The sequence below is a fragment of the Candidatus Lokiarchaeum ossiferum genome, from assembly GCA_025839675.1.
GTDB classification, from domain to species: Archaea; Asgardarchaeota; Lokiarchaeia; order Sigyniarchaeales; family Promethearchaeaceae; genus Lokiarchaeum; species Lokiarchaeum ossiferum.
Genome location: CP104013.1, coordinates 3198750 through 3215069 on the forward strand (window position 1 = coordinate 3198750; position 16320 = coordinate 3215069).

The 16320-nt window shown below is 28.6% G+C and carries 11 protein-coding genes and 1 tRNA gene; 5 read left to right on the top strand and 7 right to left on the bottom strand.

The window, feature by feature from the left end:
* Window positions 1-44 precede the first annotated feature (44 nt).
* The 3 genes from NEF87_RS13585 to NEF87_RS13595 all read right to left on the bottom strand — a co-directional run bounded on the left by NEF87_RS13585 (window position 45) and on the right by NEF87_RS13595 (window position 778).
* Window positions 45-122 (bottom strand) — tRNA-Glu (locus NEF87_RS13585).
* Between the two features lie 46 nt (window positions 123-168).
* Entirely contained in the window at window positions 169-561 is a 393-nt protein-coding gene (locus tag NEF87_RS13590; RefSeq protein WP_457916229.1) for an Sjogren's syndrome/scleroderma autoantigen 1 family protein, read from the bottom strand.
* 16 nt (window positions 562-577) lie between these two features.
* Window positions 578-778 (bottom strand): 30S ribosomal protein S17e, encoded by a 201-nt coding sequence (locus NEF87_RS13595; RefSeq protein WP_371801966.1) that lies wholly within the window; start codon window positions 776-778, stop codon window positions 578-580.
* A 268-nt stretch (window positions 779-1046) separates the two neighbouring features.
* Between NEF87_RS13595 and NEF87_RS13600 the strand changes: the two genes are divergently transcribed.
* The 5 genes from NEF87_RS13600 to NEF87_RS13620 all read left to right on the top strand — a co-directional run bounded on the left by NEF87_RS13600 (window position 1047) and on the right by NEF87_RS13620 (window position 11888).
* Entirely contained in the window at window positions 1047-5171 is a 4125-nt protein-coding gene (locus NEF87_RS13600) for a PKD domain-containing protein (protein ID WP_457916230.1), read from the top strand.
* A 669-nt stretch (window positions 5172-5840) separates the two neighbouring features.
* The gene (locus NEF87_RS13605; protein ID WP_457916231.1) at window positions 5841-7046 is read left to right on the top strand and encodes a Cdc6/Cdc18 family protein; all 1206 of its coding nucleotides are present in this window, start codon (window positions 5841-5843) and stop codon (window positions 7044-7046) included.
* Window positions 7047-7049: 3 nt separating this feature from the next.
* Window positions 7050-7355: an ArsR/SmtB family transcription factor gene (locus NEF87_RS13610; protein WP_371801969.1), complete on the top strand. Its 306-nt coding sequence runs from the start codon at window positions 7050-7052 to the stop codon at window positions 7353-7355.
* Window positions 7356-7892: 537 nt separating this feature from the next.
* Window positions 7893-9920, top strand: a complete 2028-nt coding sequence (locus NEF87_RS13615; protein WP_457916232.1) for an ATPase, T2SS/T4P/T4SS family — start codon at window positions 7893-7895, stop codon at window positions 9918-9920.
* A 441-nt stretch (window positions 9921-10361) separates the two neighbouring features.
* A complete protein-coding gene (locus tag NEF87_RS13620; RefSeq protein WP_457916233.1) occupies window positions 10362-11888 on the top strand; it encodes a hypothetical protein in 1527 nt (508 codons plus the stop codon).
* A 199-nt stretch (window positions 11889-12087) separates the two neighbouring features.
* Here NEF87_RS13620 and NEF87_RS13625 read toward each other — a convergent pair whose 3' ends face one another.
* The 4 genes from NEF87_RS13625 to NEF87_RS13640 all read right to left on the bottom strand — a co-directional run bounded on the left by NEF87_RS13625 (window position 12088) and on the right by NEF87_RS13640 (window position 16264).
* On the bottom strand, window positions 12088-12354 hold the full coding sequence (locus NEF87_RS13625) for a 50S ribosomal protein L23 (RefSeq protein WP_371801972.1): 267 nt from the start codon (window positions 12352-12354) through the stop codon (window positions 12088-12090).
* Window positions 12355-12358: 4 nt separating this feature from the next.
* Window positions 12359-13156 carry a 50S ribosomal protein L4 gene (gene rpl4p, locus NEF87_RS13630; protein ID WP_457916234.1) on the bottom strand — a complete coding sequence of 266 codons (798 nt, stop codon included), beginning with the start codon at window positions 13154-13156 and terminating at the stop codon, window positions 12359-12361.
* Between the two features lie 9 nt (window positions 13157-13165).
* Window positions 13166-14182, bottom strand: a complete 1017-nt coding sequence (locus NEF87_RS13635) for a 50S ribosomal protein L3 (protein ID WP_371801974.1) — start codon at window positions 14180-14182, stop codon at window positions 13166-13168.
* Between the two features lie 270 nt (window positions 14183-14452).
* Entirely contained in the window at window positions 14453-16264 is a 1812-nt protein-coding gene (locus NEF87_RS13640) for a ribosome biogenesis/translation initiation ATPase RLI (RefSeq protein WP_371801975.1), read from the bottom strand.
* Between the last annotated feature and the right edge of the window lie 56 nt (window positions 16265-16320).

Sequence of the window (16320 nt, forward strand, 5' to 3'; positions counted from 1 at the left end):
TTCAAAATAGATGATAATTTAAAAAACCATTATTAGATAATTAGTGGTGCTTCGACCGGGATTCGAACCCAGGTCTCAAGGGTGAGGGCCTTAAATGCTTGACCAAACTACACTATCGAAGCTTATATATAGTGACTCTAATTTTGGATAATTTAAATCATTTATGTTTCAGAAATCCCTTTTTAAATTTTTAAGGTTTTTTAATTTAGATATTATCTCCAGCGAACTATTAATATTCTTCAGAATTTGGGCGATAGACACATTATCATCTAAATTATCCAGTTTTTTTGATAACTTTAGTATTAAATTTGAAAAAATGTTATTTAAATCATAAAAATAACCTGAATCCTTTGAATTTTCATTTTCTTTACTATGAATTGCAACAGAATTTCGTTCAATATTTGTTGATGATTTAATTGTATCTGAACAATTTGGACAAAAAATTGTACCAGTTTTGAGCCTAAACAAAATTTTACCACATTTCGGGCATTCTTTATCTAGCATCGTTGCTCCATTCCGAAGCAATTTTGCCATATCTTTTACAATTCTATCACTATTCATTTTAATCGAATTTCAATTACTCTTCATTAGCTTTTTGATTTTTCATCAAATGTGAAATATATCCGGCAATTCGGTTTCTTACTAATTTTGATTGAATAACGGTATAACGTGGTAGTAGTTTTTTATTTTCTTCAAAATCTTTCTTAAAAACTTCTGGATATTTTTCAATTAATTCTTTAGAGACTTTTTTAATAAAAACGGGTCTTACTTTCCCCATTTACATCACCTAGTTATTCTAAAATCATAAAAAAATTTGAACTTTGTGATTCACATATTAAAAAGAAGAAAAATAATATTATTAAAAAAACAGTTGCGTTGATGCGCAGCATGAAAAATAAAGAAATATTCCAAAATAAGAAATTCAATGAAATTTTGCACAGTATGATTGAGAGCTTACTTTTTAGAGTTAAAATCAAGTCAAAATTCCCACTTATCCCTCCAAAAAAAAAGGTGTTGTTTTAATAATTACTTTGAAAAAATTTTTGATGAAAAAAAAAATTTTTTTCTACATCTTATTACTCACAATATTAATCAAAAATTTTGAAATGGTAGATGCATGGATATTCCCAGCTCCTCCTGCAATTATGACAGATAAGCCATGTTACTTTCCAGATGAAAATATCAATATCACAGCTGAATGGAATCTTTATTGTGATAATAATTCAATTTTTGAGATAAAAATTTTATTTTTAGAGAACCAGCCAAATAGTTATAGTTCATTAAATACCATGTTTTCAAGTAGCTTGACAACCATACCAATTCCAACCAATGATTCATCGCTACACGATTTTGAACAAGTTTCTTATTTCACAACAGTTCTAAATTCATCAGAATTATTCAATCTTTCATTTGAGAATACAAAAGAAATTTGGGTCACATTAATCTTCTATTTATGGATTGGAGGAGAAATAAATGCTGCTTCATTAATAAAAACATTTTGCGAAATTAGTTTACAAAAATATGAACCATCCTTTCAAAATTCATTGTCCAATTATAGCTTCGAGATAGGGGATAACTATCTATTAAATAATACGATTTTAGCATCTGAAAATAGCAAAAAAATGTATCCTACTAAGGAAGTATTGTGTATTATTACCAATGAAATCACATGTTTATCAAAAAATATGAGTTCATTAATCCAAGATGGCCAATTAACGCTTAATATCTCAAAATTTGGACAATTATCGGTTGGAACTTATAATATTACATTTATTCTAGACTTTACCAAATTCTTTTGTAATTCAAATTTAACATTAATTATGAATATCAAGGCAAAATATGTTGAGATATCTTCCTTAAACAGTACCAATATCCCGATGTCGTATGATATAAAATTTTTCTTTGATTTTCAACTATTAGATCAATGGGGAAAATCGTTTATAATTGAGAATTTCACTTGGTTATTCAATAGTGATTTAAATTGGAGCGAGTGTGAAATATTAGAAGATTTTTATCGTATTTATTTTGAATTTCCAAAAATCGAAGGTGAATATTATATTAATCTAAGTTTAGATAATTTCGAATATAACGTCCAATCTTACAGTAAATATTTCCATTTCTATAAAGAGGAAGTTGATTTAAATTTGTACTTAAGAAATATCACTTTAAATCAAGAAATATCATTTTTAGTTGAGGAAAATTTGGGTTTTTCCTTGGAAAGCATAGAAAAATCCAATTTAAACTTGGAATTCTTTGATGGGGATATTTGGATATCTATCGACTATAATATTATTGAAAAATATCCATCTATTATGAAAATTGTAACTTCATGGTCTATTTTTGAAAATTTTCCTCAGTTTTTACAAAATTCGTATTTTTATTCCCGAATAACGTTTCTTGGTAATGAAGTACTGCTTTCTGCAACTTCTAATATACTTACGATTAACCTCCCAATAATTAATTTTACTGTCAACTCAACATCAATCATTCTGGGACAAAAAATTCAGTTTCTTTTTGAGAATTATAGCATTTACCATCCAGAATCATATTTTTGGGATTTTGGGGATGGAATAGGATATTCCACAGAAATAAATCCTGTTTATCAATATTTATTCCCTGGAAATTACTCAATTACTTTGACAACATTGAATTTTGAGGGTTATAATAATACATTTAATAGAGTTGGTTATATATTGGTAGATGAGGATAGAATACCTTTAGCAAAATTTGAAATCAGTCAAAATTTAACTATTCAAAATGAAACCATTGATTTCATATTTACTGGTGATGAAGGAAATGGACCTTGTACGTATTTATGGGATTTTGGAGATGGTTTTTCTTCAAATGAAAAAAATCCAACGCATAGGTACAATACACAGGGCAATTATTCTATTTCCTTAACTATAATTGACTGTAATCACGATTCAAGCCAAATTATTAAAAATGATCTAGTTGGAATATTATTCGACGAACTGCCAATTGCAAATTTTTGGTTCAAAAATGAAATTTTAATAATTAACCAAGAAATCCTGTTTTTTTATAATGGGACGATTGGTAATGGAAATGAAACATATCTATGGAATTTTGGGGATGGAACATTTTCAATGGAAAAAAATCCAGTTAAAACTTATAATAATACGGGAAGTTATTCAATTAGTGTTGAAGTTACAGATTGTGATGGAGATACAGATCTAATTATTCAAAATGAGATAATTAATATTGAAACAGACATATTTCCTATTGCAGATTTTAATAGTTCAAACCAATCATTTTTGACAAATGAAGAAATCTTCTTTTTTTTTAATGGAACAGAAGGAAATGGTGTGAATTTATTTGAATGGAATATCGGGAATTTAATTTTTCATGAAAGAAATCCGATAGTCGTTTTCAATGCCTCTGGATCTTATTCAATCAGATTAAGTATCATTGATTCCAACGGAGATAAAGATTCTATACAAAAAGACAACTTTATTATTATTTTAGAAGACTTGGTTCCAGAAGTTGATTTTTTTTGTCCAATAAAACAAATAGTTGCAAATGAGGATGTTCAATTTTTTTACAATGGAACAATTGGTAATGGAAATGAAACTTATATGTGGAATTTTGGGGATGGAACATTTTCTACGGAAAAAAATCCTGTAAAATGCTATAATAATATTGGAATTTTTTCAATTAGGGTTGAAATTACAGATTCTGATGGAGATACAATGTTTTTACAAAAAGATGACTTTATAATTATTTTAGAAGACTTTCTTCCAGTAGCGGATTTCTATTGTTTACAAAATAAAATTATAGGTGGAGAAGAAGTTCAATTCTTTTATAATGGGACAATGGGAAATGAAAAAATGACTTACTCTTGGGAATTTGGAGATAATACATCCAGTAATGAAGAAAATCCAAAAAAAAGGTATTCAATTCCTGGAAACTACACAATTAAACTTAAAGTGACTGATTTCGATGGGGATATAAATTTCAAACTATTATCAAATTATATTGAAGTTTTACCAGACTATTTTCCAGAAGCAGAATTTAATTATTCACAAAATACAAGTATCGCTGGAGAAAGTATTCAATTCATGTTTACTGGAAGTTTAGGAAATGGGAATCTTACTTACTATTGGAAATTTGGAGAGCATCTTAGTTCATCCTTATCAAATCCGATTATTTCGTTTGAATATCCAGGGATTTATTCTGTTTTTTTACAAATCATGGATGAAGATGGAGATATTGGAACATTGACAAAAGAAAACGTGGTGAACATTATTCCTGATATTCATCCTAAATCGAATTTTACTTGTTCACAAAATACAAGTATCGCTGGGGAAAGTATTCAATTCACATTTACTGGAAGCTTAGGTAATGGAAATCTTTCCTATTATTGGAAATTTGGAGAACATCTTAATTCGTCCTTACCAAATCCGATTGTTTCTTTTGAATATCCAGGGATTTATTCTGTTTTTTTACAAATCATGGATGAAGATGGAGATATTGGAACATTGACAAAAGAAAACGTGGTGAACATTATTCCTGATATTCATCCTAAATCGAATTTTACTTGTTCACAAAATACAAGTATCGCTGGAGAAAGTATTCAATTCACATTTACTGGAAGCTTAGGTAATGGAAATCTTTCCTATTATTGGAAATTTGGAGAACACCTTAATTCGTCCTTACAAAATCCGATTGTTTCTTTTGAACATCCGGGAGAGTATTCCATATCATTGTTTATTTCTGATATCGATGGAGATATAGATTATTTAACTAAAAAGAATTCTATAAATATTTATCCCGATCTAAAACCTATTGCACACTTCTATTTTAATAGTTCATCATTTGTCACTGGGAAGGGCATCCAGTTTTATTTTAATGGAACAAATGGTAATGGAAATATAACTTGGACCTGGAATTTTGGGGATGGGAGCATTTCTAAAGAAATTAATCCTATTAAACAATATGAAAAACCAGGAAATTATGTTGTTTCTATTATTGTTGTAGATGATGATGGAGACAAAGATATTTTTAGTTTAAATATAGATATCAAAAGAGATAATTGGATTGAAATCTTTCCGTTTTCGATAATAACGAGCGTTATTGGAACAATTTCAATTCTTACCAGAAAATATTGGAAGAAAAAAATTAAATTGGTTGCTCTAAATTCAATTAAGATTTAATTTAGAAAAAAAGAACGTTTATGGACTTTTTACCCGCTTTTTTGTATCATATAGATTGAGATATCCGACTTTTCGGGAGTCTCTTGCAGTTTCTCGACAAACTAAATGCAAATTTTTCCCTTTCTTCAAGGATCTTAGTCGTTTCAATTCAAGGAAAACAAAATCTCAGGAAAATGCACCTTCATCGTTTTGATTACCAAATCCGTTTCTATTCTAAGATTCTGATTTTCATCAATTTCTTACCTTGTTCGAGATTAAGAAGCGAAGTTTCTCATTGTTAAGTAACAATGTAAATCTCAAAATCCTAAACGTAAGTCTAATAATAGATGATGTTTAAAAAATTTCGACATTTTAATATAAAAAAAGATAAAAACAATAATGAAAATTTTGAGAAAAATAAAAAATAAGATTCATTTACTTCTAAAAGATGAAAAAGGAGGGTCAATGCTCGAATCAGGTTTACTGATTGCATTAAGTTTGATTCTATTTCTTATGTTAATAGGAATTGTAGGGAATGTTTATGATTGGATTGAGATTAAATTTTCTGAAGTGCTGAATTTTTTTGACTCTCCAATATGATGATAAATCGAAAAATCATCAGACACATGTTATTTTTGTTGGCTGCCGACAAATTTCATATCAATTACTTTGAGCAATTGGGGAACAACTTTGAACAAAAATTACCTAGAACAACAATTTTATTGCAAGGATTTATTTATTAATGAAGAATATCTCGATATAAATTATCTTCCAGAAGACATCTTGCACAGAGAACAAGAATTAATAATTTTATCAAAAATTTTCATTAAATTAATAGAAAATCCTTTTAAAATAACAAGAAAATTGTTAATTCAAGGGGATGTGGGAATTGGAAAAACAGCGATAGCGCGTACTTTTGGAATAATGTTGAAAAGAAGTGCGAAAAAACGAAATATAAAAATTGAAGTTGTACATATTAATTGCAGAAAAGAAAGAACACATTTTAAAATACTTCAACAAATTTTATTGACACTATCGTATCCAGTTCCTAAAAGAGGTTTCTCTCCTCAAGAATTAATGACTATACTACAAGAATATCTTGAAAAGAATAAAATATATTTATTCTTAGTATTGGATGAAATGAATCATATACAGAGCTCAGATTATGATTTGATATACGCTTTAACTAGATTAAATGATACTACAGGAAAAGATTCTTCGTTTCTCTCTTTATTATATATTGTTCGGGATATCACCCTTTTAAGAAATTTAGACGAATCAACCATCAGCACATTACAAGGAAATATTCTTTCTCTAAAAAAATATAATAAAATGCAAATAAATGATATTTTAGAAGAGAGAATTAATAAATCAATTCAAAAAGGAGTATTTCCATCTAAATTGACTATGATAATATCTGAAAAAATCGAAGATTCAGGAGATATTAGAAAGGGATTAAACATAGTGAGAAATGCAGTTAAAATAGCAGAAATCAAAGATAAAACAATAGTATCTTATGACGAAATTCACCAAGCGATCAAAAATCTAATCCCAAGTCTACAGGATGATGCTTTGGGAATATTAAATATGCATCAAACAATTATACTTTTTTCAATTACTACATACTTCATAGAAAATAAGGAAAAAAGAATTACACTAAATCAACTTAATCCTTATTATTTGAATACTTGTAAAAAATATGACCAATTGCCCAGAAAAAGCACTCAAATATGGCAAAATTTACAACAATTACGAAATTTGAATCTCATCAAAATTGTAACTATTTCTAAAAATATGAAAGGAAGGAAATCTTTTTGTTCAATTAATGATATACCCCTGAACATTTTAAATGAAGAATTGAATCAAAAACTGAAAAATTTTTACTGTGGTAGGTGAAATATGCTGATTGTAAAAAAAATGGTAAATACAGGTTTGTTTGAAGAAATTTTTTCCTCGAAAGGAAGAGCGAAGATAGTTAAGATCTTGGCATTAAGAAATGAAATGAATATTTCAAAAATTATTTCCTTAGCAGGCACAAGCCATTCAAGTGCTGAATACCATCTGAATTTCTTAAAAACAATAGAATTTGTTAGAGAAAAAAAATTTGGAAGAATTCGGATTTTTGAATATCAAAATGATAATTTAGACGCTAGAGCTCTAAAAAATTTAATTCTATTTTGGGAACAAAAAAATGTGGAGTTATGAGAGCGAACAAATTTTATTGTTATCATATTTTCTATTATTAGTAATAATTTCCATAGAAGATTGTGTTTTTGGAAAAATATTTAACTTTACAATTATATGGGGAATTCTCCTTCGAATTTTCTTTTTTTTTTCTTATAATGAAAAAATCACACCTTCAATTGGAAAAATGTTTCAAAATTTTATTATTGTTATTATTTTTTTCATATTGTGGAATAAAAACATAATCGGTGGTGGAGATTTAAAGACGATTTTACTTTTCTTATTTTATATCTCTGCACATTCTAACAAACATACGATAATATTCCCATATCAACTATTTGATAGAGTTCAATTTTTCATTTCTTTTTTTATGATAATATTTTTCTCAAAATTAATTCAAAAAAAAAAAAAACACTCTCCAATTTTCAAATTGGGGCCAATTTTTTTAATTTCAATGTCTATTGCAATTTTATTTTAATCGTTTTTTTTAAAGAATTTTAGAATGTAAGAGTGATGAAAAAATGCAAGAATAATTTAAATTCTTCCTTAAAGAATGAAATGGATCAAAGAATTTTAAGCCTGAATTGCTCTTCTTTTCCCAGTGACGATAAAAAATTGTGTTTAACTTGCATAGTTGATAAGTTACTGGAATTATCTAAAAAATCTTATGATGATATTCAAATAAATTGGAGAGTATTGGATAATTCCGAAACAAAGGTCTTGGTATACTTAAGTAACTTTCTAATTGATCTTCGTAAAAGAGATCTTAGTTCAAATTGTAAAATCGCACTTTTACAATGTCAATACAATAGCAAACTAATTAATCCTTTAGAAAAAATAACAATTCAATCCATTTTCAGATGTTTAAAAAATGAAAACGTGCCAAATTCAAAAGATTTGCATGAAGAAGGATATAATCTTGACAAAATATGTGAATCTTGCATAAAAAAACAATACAAAAAAAACAAATTAATTAATAAAATATATTGCAAATCAAAATTTGCCTCATTACTTGAAAAAAAATATGGATTATTTCATCCTTCCTTAGGAGATATAGTGAGAATATTACCTTCATTTTCTCTTATTAGTGTCGAAAATAACCTTAAGTCAAATTCTCACATTTACAGTGAGATTGAACAATATAGTTTACACAAAAATATATTTTTAGTTAAAATTTTTAAAATTGAAAATGAAATAGAAAACTTATATCAAGTTACAAATTTGATATCACCCTCACTTAGTCAAAAATTAGATTTTTTCAAAAAATTCTTCAAAACGAAGTTATCAAGCCTTAAATTCCAGTATTTCTCGAATTTAGCCGAAAAAATTGATCATATTGAGATCCAATTAAAATCTTCATTCAAGAATTTTTTTCCTGAAATTAGAGTAGATGAAATTACAAAATTAAGTCTGATCCTAGCGTTAAAATACTTGAAAGTTGAAAAATTATTTCCTCTTTTAGTCGACCCGTTTATCGAAGAAATATTTCTTGATTCCGCTGAAGCATTTATTTATTTAAACCATCAAAAATTTGGGAGATGTATTACCAAATTATGTATAAATGAAATTGAGATAGAAGCTTTAAAAACCCATCTTAGGTTTGAAAGTGAAAAAAGATTGGATGAAAAATCCCCCAGCTTAATCCATTCTATAAATAATAAATACTTCCACTGTAGATTTTCAATTGATATATTTCCATCACATTGGAAAAATTTTTCATTTGACATTAGAAAAATGAATAAAAATATTTATTCAATAATCGATCTTATAAGTTTGAACACCTTAAGCGTAAGAATGGCTAGTTTTTTAATTTTTTGTATCATAAATAGAATAAATATCACAATTGCGGGTGAAGTTAACTCAGGGAAGACAACATTACTTAATTCTATTGATCTAATGATTCCGAAAAATTTCCGTAAAATATATGTTGAAGAAACATTGGAGAGCTTAGAAATACCAATAAGTCAAAATCACCAATTAAAATATGTAGTTGAGTCCGATTTAGACGGAATAAACAGAGGAAAAGAAAAAGAAATATATAAATTGCTCCACCGTTCAGGAGATATAATTATTTTGGGAGAGATTCTTAACAAATCAGAATCTGATGCATTATTTCATTGTTTGAGTGCAGGATTGAAAGGTATTCAGACAACTCATGCTTCATCAATTCAAGGATTAATTAATCGATGGATAGTTCATTTTAATATTGATAAAAGTTGTTTTAATGATCTTGGAATAATTGTTTTGATGAAGAAAATAGGACAACAGAGAAAAATCCTGTCCATTTGTGAAACTATATATAACAGAAGAGAAGATTCGCTACACATAAATGACTTCTTTAAATATTTCCCTAATTCTAATAAATGGAAACAAATTATTCCATTCACAGATTCAAATCTTTTCAAGAAATTGAATAGTTATTTAAATCTCACAGATTATAAATACCAGAATATTATCAATACTATCGAAGATGCTCTATATCAATTAATCCAGAAATCTAAAGAAACGAAAAAATCTAAATTTAACTTAGCACAAGGAATTTTAAAATCTTTGAATGAAATTGAACCTATGATTGGAGGTAATTAAGATCAATCAAATTTTGGATAAGATGCTATTAATGGTATTTGGTTTAATTTCCATCCTAGTTTTTGCACCAATATTATTTTTTTTTTTGGAAAATAATTTTTCTACAATATCAGTTGAAAATACAGTAGAATTAGAACAGATTGATTCTGATATATTAAATTTGGCAGAAAATTTTAAAATTTTTCAGGAAGACAATAACGAATCTCAGATATTTTATTTTGAATTCCAAGGAGTGATTACTGTCTTTTACGAAAATTTGAATAATTTAACTACGTTATATTTGAATTTTTATTACAACGAAACAAAATCTCCGATCTTTAGGCATTTAATTTTCAACAACGAACTAAATATTACAATTAATTCATACCAGATTAACCAATATTTCTTCCTTAAAGAAAAAAATGTGATTTCACTAATTTTTTCTTAAGGAGGTGCTAAATCATGAATTTTTCGAAAATAATCAATGACACATATTTTCACTTATGTTCCAAACTCCCAAAAAAAAACAATTTTGAAAGCAAGCAAGAAATAGTTTATGAGGATATTATTAGAGTTGAATATAATTTAACAAAAAGTCAACAGATGCAAGGAGCTTATCTATTATCAATGGGATTTTTTATTGTTTTATGTATAGCACATTATATTTGGCAATTTGACATGATTTATTTAATATTTTTGATATGTATCGGTTTTTTAATCTTCACTTACTTGAAAAACTATTTCAAGAATCAAATAAAGGTGAAGGAATATAGTTTAATAAATCATTTACAATTTTTGGTGGTCCAAATTAAGATATTTTTAAAAAATGTTTCAAAAACTAAAGATAGGGAAATATTAATTTTAGAAATGTTGACTTACGGTCCAAAATTATCCCCAAATATAGATCAAGTTTATTATTCTCTTAGTTTAGGTAAAAATTCAAAAAAAAGTCTGGAAAAATTAATCTTTTACTCTCCTGCTTTTACCAAATTTTTCCAAACGATGATCAAATTCAATTTTGATGAAAAAATTGTATCAAAATTAGATGAATTTAATTCATCTTATGAAAAAAAAATAGAAATGTTTATACAATCTCTCGAGACAAGATTAAGTCTTTTCTTCTTTTTCTCGATTTTTTATCCAATTGGTGTCTTTTATTTTGCAGCAACATACCCAATTTCTTTTAAAACTATGTTAATGCTGGTTTTAATATATTATTTGGCACAAGAAATTATTTTAAAATATGTGCTGGATAATCGAATACATTTGCTAGGCGATGTATCTAATTTGAAAAAAAAAAAAAAAAATGAATTTGAAACATTTTTAGACTTTTTCTTGATTTTAGGAAGAAATTTAATCAATAGTTCTCCTGAAATTGCAATATTTGAAGCTTTTAAAAGCATAGGTCCGAAATCTCAAGAAATTTTAAAATTATCTAATTTTAATTTCTCTCTTGAATTTTTATCTCTTGAACATTTTTTAAATAAAATGTCTCAAACCTTGCAGAACAGTGAAATAAGTCAATTTTTAAATTTCTTGTTAAAACTTTTTAAAAATGATTCTTCACAAGGATATAATTTTTTAATTGATACTTTAATTCAAATTAATTCTCATAAAGTTCAAGTAAACAAGCAAGAAGTTGCTTTCAAAAATGCCTATTCTAAGTCAAATTTATTCAAAATGCTTCTTGCTTTAATACTTGGCATATTAACTCCATTTATCATCAAATTTCAAGCAACGATAGTTGAATTTCAAAAAGTAGTAAACAGCTCACAAGATTTCTATTTTGAATACTCGACTTTAGCAATCAATCAATCGATATCTCTTGTATTAAGAGTAATTTCATTACTATTTCTTATTATAAATATTACTTCTTTTAATCGTTTTTATATTAAACGATCTTTCAAAAAAATAGATTTTCTCGTAATTATTTTATACATTATTTTTAATCTAATTTCGAATATTTTGCTCCAAAATACAATCCTTTGAAAACATTGTCTTTGGAAAAAGATTTTTTGATAGAAAAAATGAAATAAAGTCCACCTTCAGACATCCAATATGATTGAATAGTAGTAAATTACTCATTTATCTGAATAACAATTATGGGTAGGATGCTATACTTGCACAGAATTACACACGTGAGAATTTAATGAACAAATTAAAATAAAAATAAAATAAAAAAAGAAATTTAGAAGATACCTAACTTAATTGCAAGATCTGCTGCCGAATTATTCGGATGAAGTTTTACAAAGGCTTTTTTATTTCCATTTGAATGAATTAAAGTGTTAATTTTTACAACTTTAACATCATATAATTTTTCAATAGCCTCTTTAATTTGGAATTTATTCGCTTTTCGTTCAACTATAAACACCAATTTATTATGATCTTCAATTAAATCGAATGTATTTTCTGTGACTAAAGGTTTCAAAATTATAGAATAATAATTCACTGACATTTTATTAGTTCACCTCATATTTATTCAAAGATTTGAATGCTGATTGAGTCCAAATGACTAAACGTCCAGAATGGGTTCCTGGAGCTAACAGATTGCAATTCAAATTATCAATTTTGACAACTTCAACTCCAGGAATATTCCGTGCAGCTTTATAGATACCAAAATTTTCCTTGATTACAACCAAAGGACCACGTCTTCGTTTATACTTCCGACCACGTCGTTTTCCTTTTCCTGCTCGAATTGTAACACTATTCTTCACTCTTGCCATTTCATCAATTAATCCGATTTTTTCAAAAACATCAATAACTTGAGATGTTTTTTTAAGAGTTTGAAGTTTATCATCAATAACTATCGGTAAAGAAGATATTTTTTCAATAGCATGTCCTCGTTTCTGAACAAGATTCCGTTTCTCGGTGGCAGAAATAGCAGATAATAATGCTAATTGCTTTTCTTTACGATTAATTCGTTTAATTGTTACTTTTTCTGCTCGAGGTGGATGAGCTACACGCCCACCGACAACACCAGGTGCAAAAGCAGCACTCCGCGCACCAGGATACCCAGAACCACGTAATCGAGGAACTCTTGCAGATGCAAAACCAGTCCCCCAACTTAATGCAGTATTTCGCTTTCCAGCTAATGGATTTCGCCCTTGTGGTTGCTTTTGAGCAGCTTCTGTTGAAATAACTGCTCTTTCGATAAGATCTAAACGAGGTGTAATGGAAAATACATCTGGAAGATCAATCGATTCTTTTTCCTTTCCATCTAATCCAAGGATATTAATTTTTTCTTTTTGATTTGCCATATTTTACACCTACTTTCCTTGTTGACTGAGTTTACTAATATAAGTTATCTCAGGTACAGATACTGCATGATGTGCTTTGGGTCTCATAGTTTCTCTTAATCGAATTAATCTTTTCTTTGAACCGGGTACAGAACCGAGTAAAAGTAAATAATCACTTTTAATTAACCCATATCTGATAATTCCACCTTTAGGATTTACTTCATCTCCATCTTCAGATATTTTAACTACACGCTTATGATATTCCACCCGCTGGTGATAACCCATCTGTCCTGAACGCGCAATGGTGTATAAAAGCTTTGGAGGCTTCCATGGTCCAATACATCCGACTCTACGTTTGCCTTTTCGATTCTTTCTTGACATTAATTTAATTCCAAATTTCTTAACAGCACCTTGAAAACCTTTTCCTTTGGAAACGGAAATGGAATCAATTAAAGAGCCTTCTTCGATACAATCTCGAACTCGAAGTTCTTGTCCAAGTAAATCTCTCACATATTCAAATTGTTCTTTAGATTTACCACCAGAAACTTTAATTTCAATTATATCCGGTTTAATTCTTGGAACTGAAGTATTGTATGGCTGTGTATGGAATAAGCCCCGAATTTCAACACCATCAACTATTTTTCCTTCCAATTCTTTTAACTTCTCTTCGAAATTATAGGTCTCAGGATTTGGTAATTGAATTTTTCGACCCAATTCTGGTTTCAACGTTGGTGATAATATTTCCCCAACAGGATTCATACCATATTCATCTCGGAGATATACTTTCATTCCAAATAATACTAATGCGGGTGCTTCAACAATAGTTACTGCTTTCACAAGTTCTTTTCCAAAGAATGGACTAGTCTCTTGATCTTCAATATAGGCAATGTGTGTCATGCCTGCTTTAAATCCTGCAAATCCCAAAAATTTTGGTTTTCCTTCGTAATCTAACCAATTTCTAACACGGCCTTTACCATATCTTGCTCTTTTTCGAGGAAGATAGGCCAGCGAGCCATGCCGGGGTGCAGATTGTCTTCGATGTCCCATGTTTATCACATATTGATTTGTGAGCAAAAATTGCATCACGACTTCTCATGAGATCTTGGGAAACTTTTTTTTCATTTCACCTTGAATGAGAAGTTATTTTAAATAATATGTGATTATTGTTAAATTTTTCGATTTATGTCGATATTAACATGGGATATTTTATGAGAAATCATTAGAATTCATCTGAATGTGAATTTAAATAAAAAAAATAGGTCAGTTTAAAGAAAAACATTAAATTTTTGAGGAAAACTTGAAAATACTTGATTTACTTCAATCTTCATCTTTTGTTGGGATATAGTAATATTCTCCAATTTTTCTTTGATATTTATCCAAGTTCGAATTTATTTTATTAACTCTGGGTCTACCAGTAGATAAATCTCTTCTAAAGGTAATATTCATCATTTTCAAAAACTCATTCATTCCAGATCTCAAATCTTGAGGAACGCTGGAAAAACCCATTACACCAGGAGTACCTTTAAATACGATTAATGAATCAGATATGAAATCTTGCGTTATAATATCATGTTCAACAATAAAAGCAGCTTTTTTTATGCTTTCAATGGATCTTCGTATAATTAATGCCATGGAAAGCCGCATTTCAACGTCAAGAAACGCAGATGGTTCATCGATTAGATATACATCAGCTTCATTAGTTAAACAATCAGCAATTGCAATTCTTTGAAGTTCTCCGCCACTTAACTCTTTAATGGTCCTATTCTCAATATCTTCCAACTTAAATCCTTGAATAATACGCTTTTTATATTGTGAATCGAAATGAGGAGAACCTTTAATCTTTTGGAGAATTCCATAAACAGTTATTTCCGGTTCATAATCAATATATTGAGTTTTTACAGACAATTTCAAATCTTTTTGATCGATAACACCTTTATCGGGATTAATTTTACCAGAAATCAGATTAATGAAGGTAGTTTTTCCACTACCATTTGGACCTAAGATCCCAATAACTTCTCCAGCGTGAATTTCTCCTCCTGGTATTTTCAAATGGAAATCTCCTAGAGTGGTTTCCATATCTCCATACTCAAACAAAATTTTTGAATTTTCATATAGGGATGAAGCGGGAGGTCTTTCATGAAATTGAATTGCTTCTTCACGAAATCGCATATTTTCGTCTTTGATATAACCATTTAAATATATATTAATACCCACTCTAACACCTTGTACATTTGAAATGATTCCATACGCTCCAGGAACCCCATAGAGCAAGCAAATTTGATCACTTAAAAAATCTAATATTGCCAAATCGTGTTCGATCACGATAACTCTTTTTTCAGTATCGGATAACTCCCGAATTAGCTTGGCCATCTTTAACCTTTGACTGACGTCTAAATACGAAGAAGGTTCATCAAATAGGTAACATTCACCTTCTCGAAGCAATGCAGCAGCAATCGAGACGCGTTGTAATTCACCTCCACTCAAAACAGACAAATCTCGATGTAAAATTTTATCCAATGATAGTTCTGATACAATATAGTCCATTTTTTCGGTGGTGTCAATTTTTTTTAGAAGAGATTCTACGGTTCCCTTTACAAATTTTGGAATAGCGGTGATTTCTTGTGGTTTATGAATTAATTTCAACTTCTTTTCTTTCAAACCTTCCAAATATCCTTGCAATATGGATCCTTTAAAGTGATCTATAATTTCAGGCCAATCAGGGCTATCTTCATTAAATAATCCCAAATTCATTTTAAGATGTCCCGATAGAATATTCATTGCTGTTGATTTGCCAATTCCATTTTGTCCAATTACACCTAAAACTCTCCCTTTACTTGGTAACAACATTCTAAATAGGGTAAAACCATCTAAAGCATATTTATGTGTTATTTGGGAATCTAGTTTTTCAGGTACGTTCACAATTTTGTAGCAATTAAATGGACATTTCTTAACACAAATCCCGCAACCTGAACATAGCGATGGTGTTAAATATGGGAATCCATTTTTACCCAGTGTTATTGTTTCCAATCCGGTTCTTACTCCCGGACAATATTTGATGCATGGTTTATTTGAAGATACAGAACAATCCGTTGGCTTGCATGTATCTCTATCAAGGACAGCTATCCGCATTTTTTTTCCCAATTTAAATAAAAATTTATAATTCTTATCTTTTCCGATTCATAAAG

Bases quoted from the DNA above. Each gene is read 5' to 3' on its own strand.
- NEF87_RS13595 (WP_371801966.1), bottom strand. From the start codon at position 778: ATGGGGAAAGTAAGACCCGTTTTTATTAAAAAAGTCTCTAAAGAATTA.
- NEF87_RS13600 (WP_457916230.1), top strand. From the start codon at position 1,047: ATGAAAAAAAAAATTTTTTTCTACATCTTATTACTCACAATATTAATC.
- NEF87_RS13615 (WP_457916232.1), top strand. From the start codon at position 7,893: ATGGATCAAAGAATTTTAAGCCTGAATTGCTCTTCTTTTCCCAGTGAC.
- NEF87_RS13620 (WP_457916233.1), top strand. From the start codon at position 10,362: ATGAATTTTTCGAAAATAATCAATGACACATATTTTCACTTATGTTCC.
- NEF87_RS13625 (WP_371801972.1), bottom strand. From the start codon at position 12,354: ATGTCAGTGAATTATTATTCTATAATTTTGAAACCTTTAGTCACAGAA.
- NEF87_RS13610 (WP_371801969.1), top strand. From the start codon at position 7,050: ATGCTGATTGTAAAAAAAATGGTAAATACAGGTTTGTTTGAAGAAATT.
- NEF87_RS13590 (WP_457916229.1), bottom strand. From the start codon at position 561: ATGAATAGTGATAGAATTGTAAAAGATATGGCAAAATTGCTTCGGAAT.
- NEF87_RS13640 (WP_371801975.1), bottom strand. From the start codon at position 16,264: ATGCGGATAGCTGTCCTTGATAGAGATACATGCAAGCCAACGGATTGT.
- rpl4p (WP_457916234.1), bottom strand. From the start codon at position 13,156: ATGGCAAATCAAAAAGAAAAAATTAATATCCTTGGATTAGATGGAAAG.
- NEF87_RS13635 (WP_371801974.1), bottom strand. From the start codon at position 14,182: ATGGGACATCGAAGACAATCTGCACCCCGGCATGGCTCGCTGGCCTAT.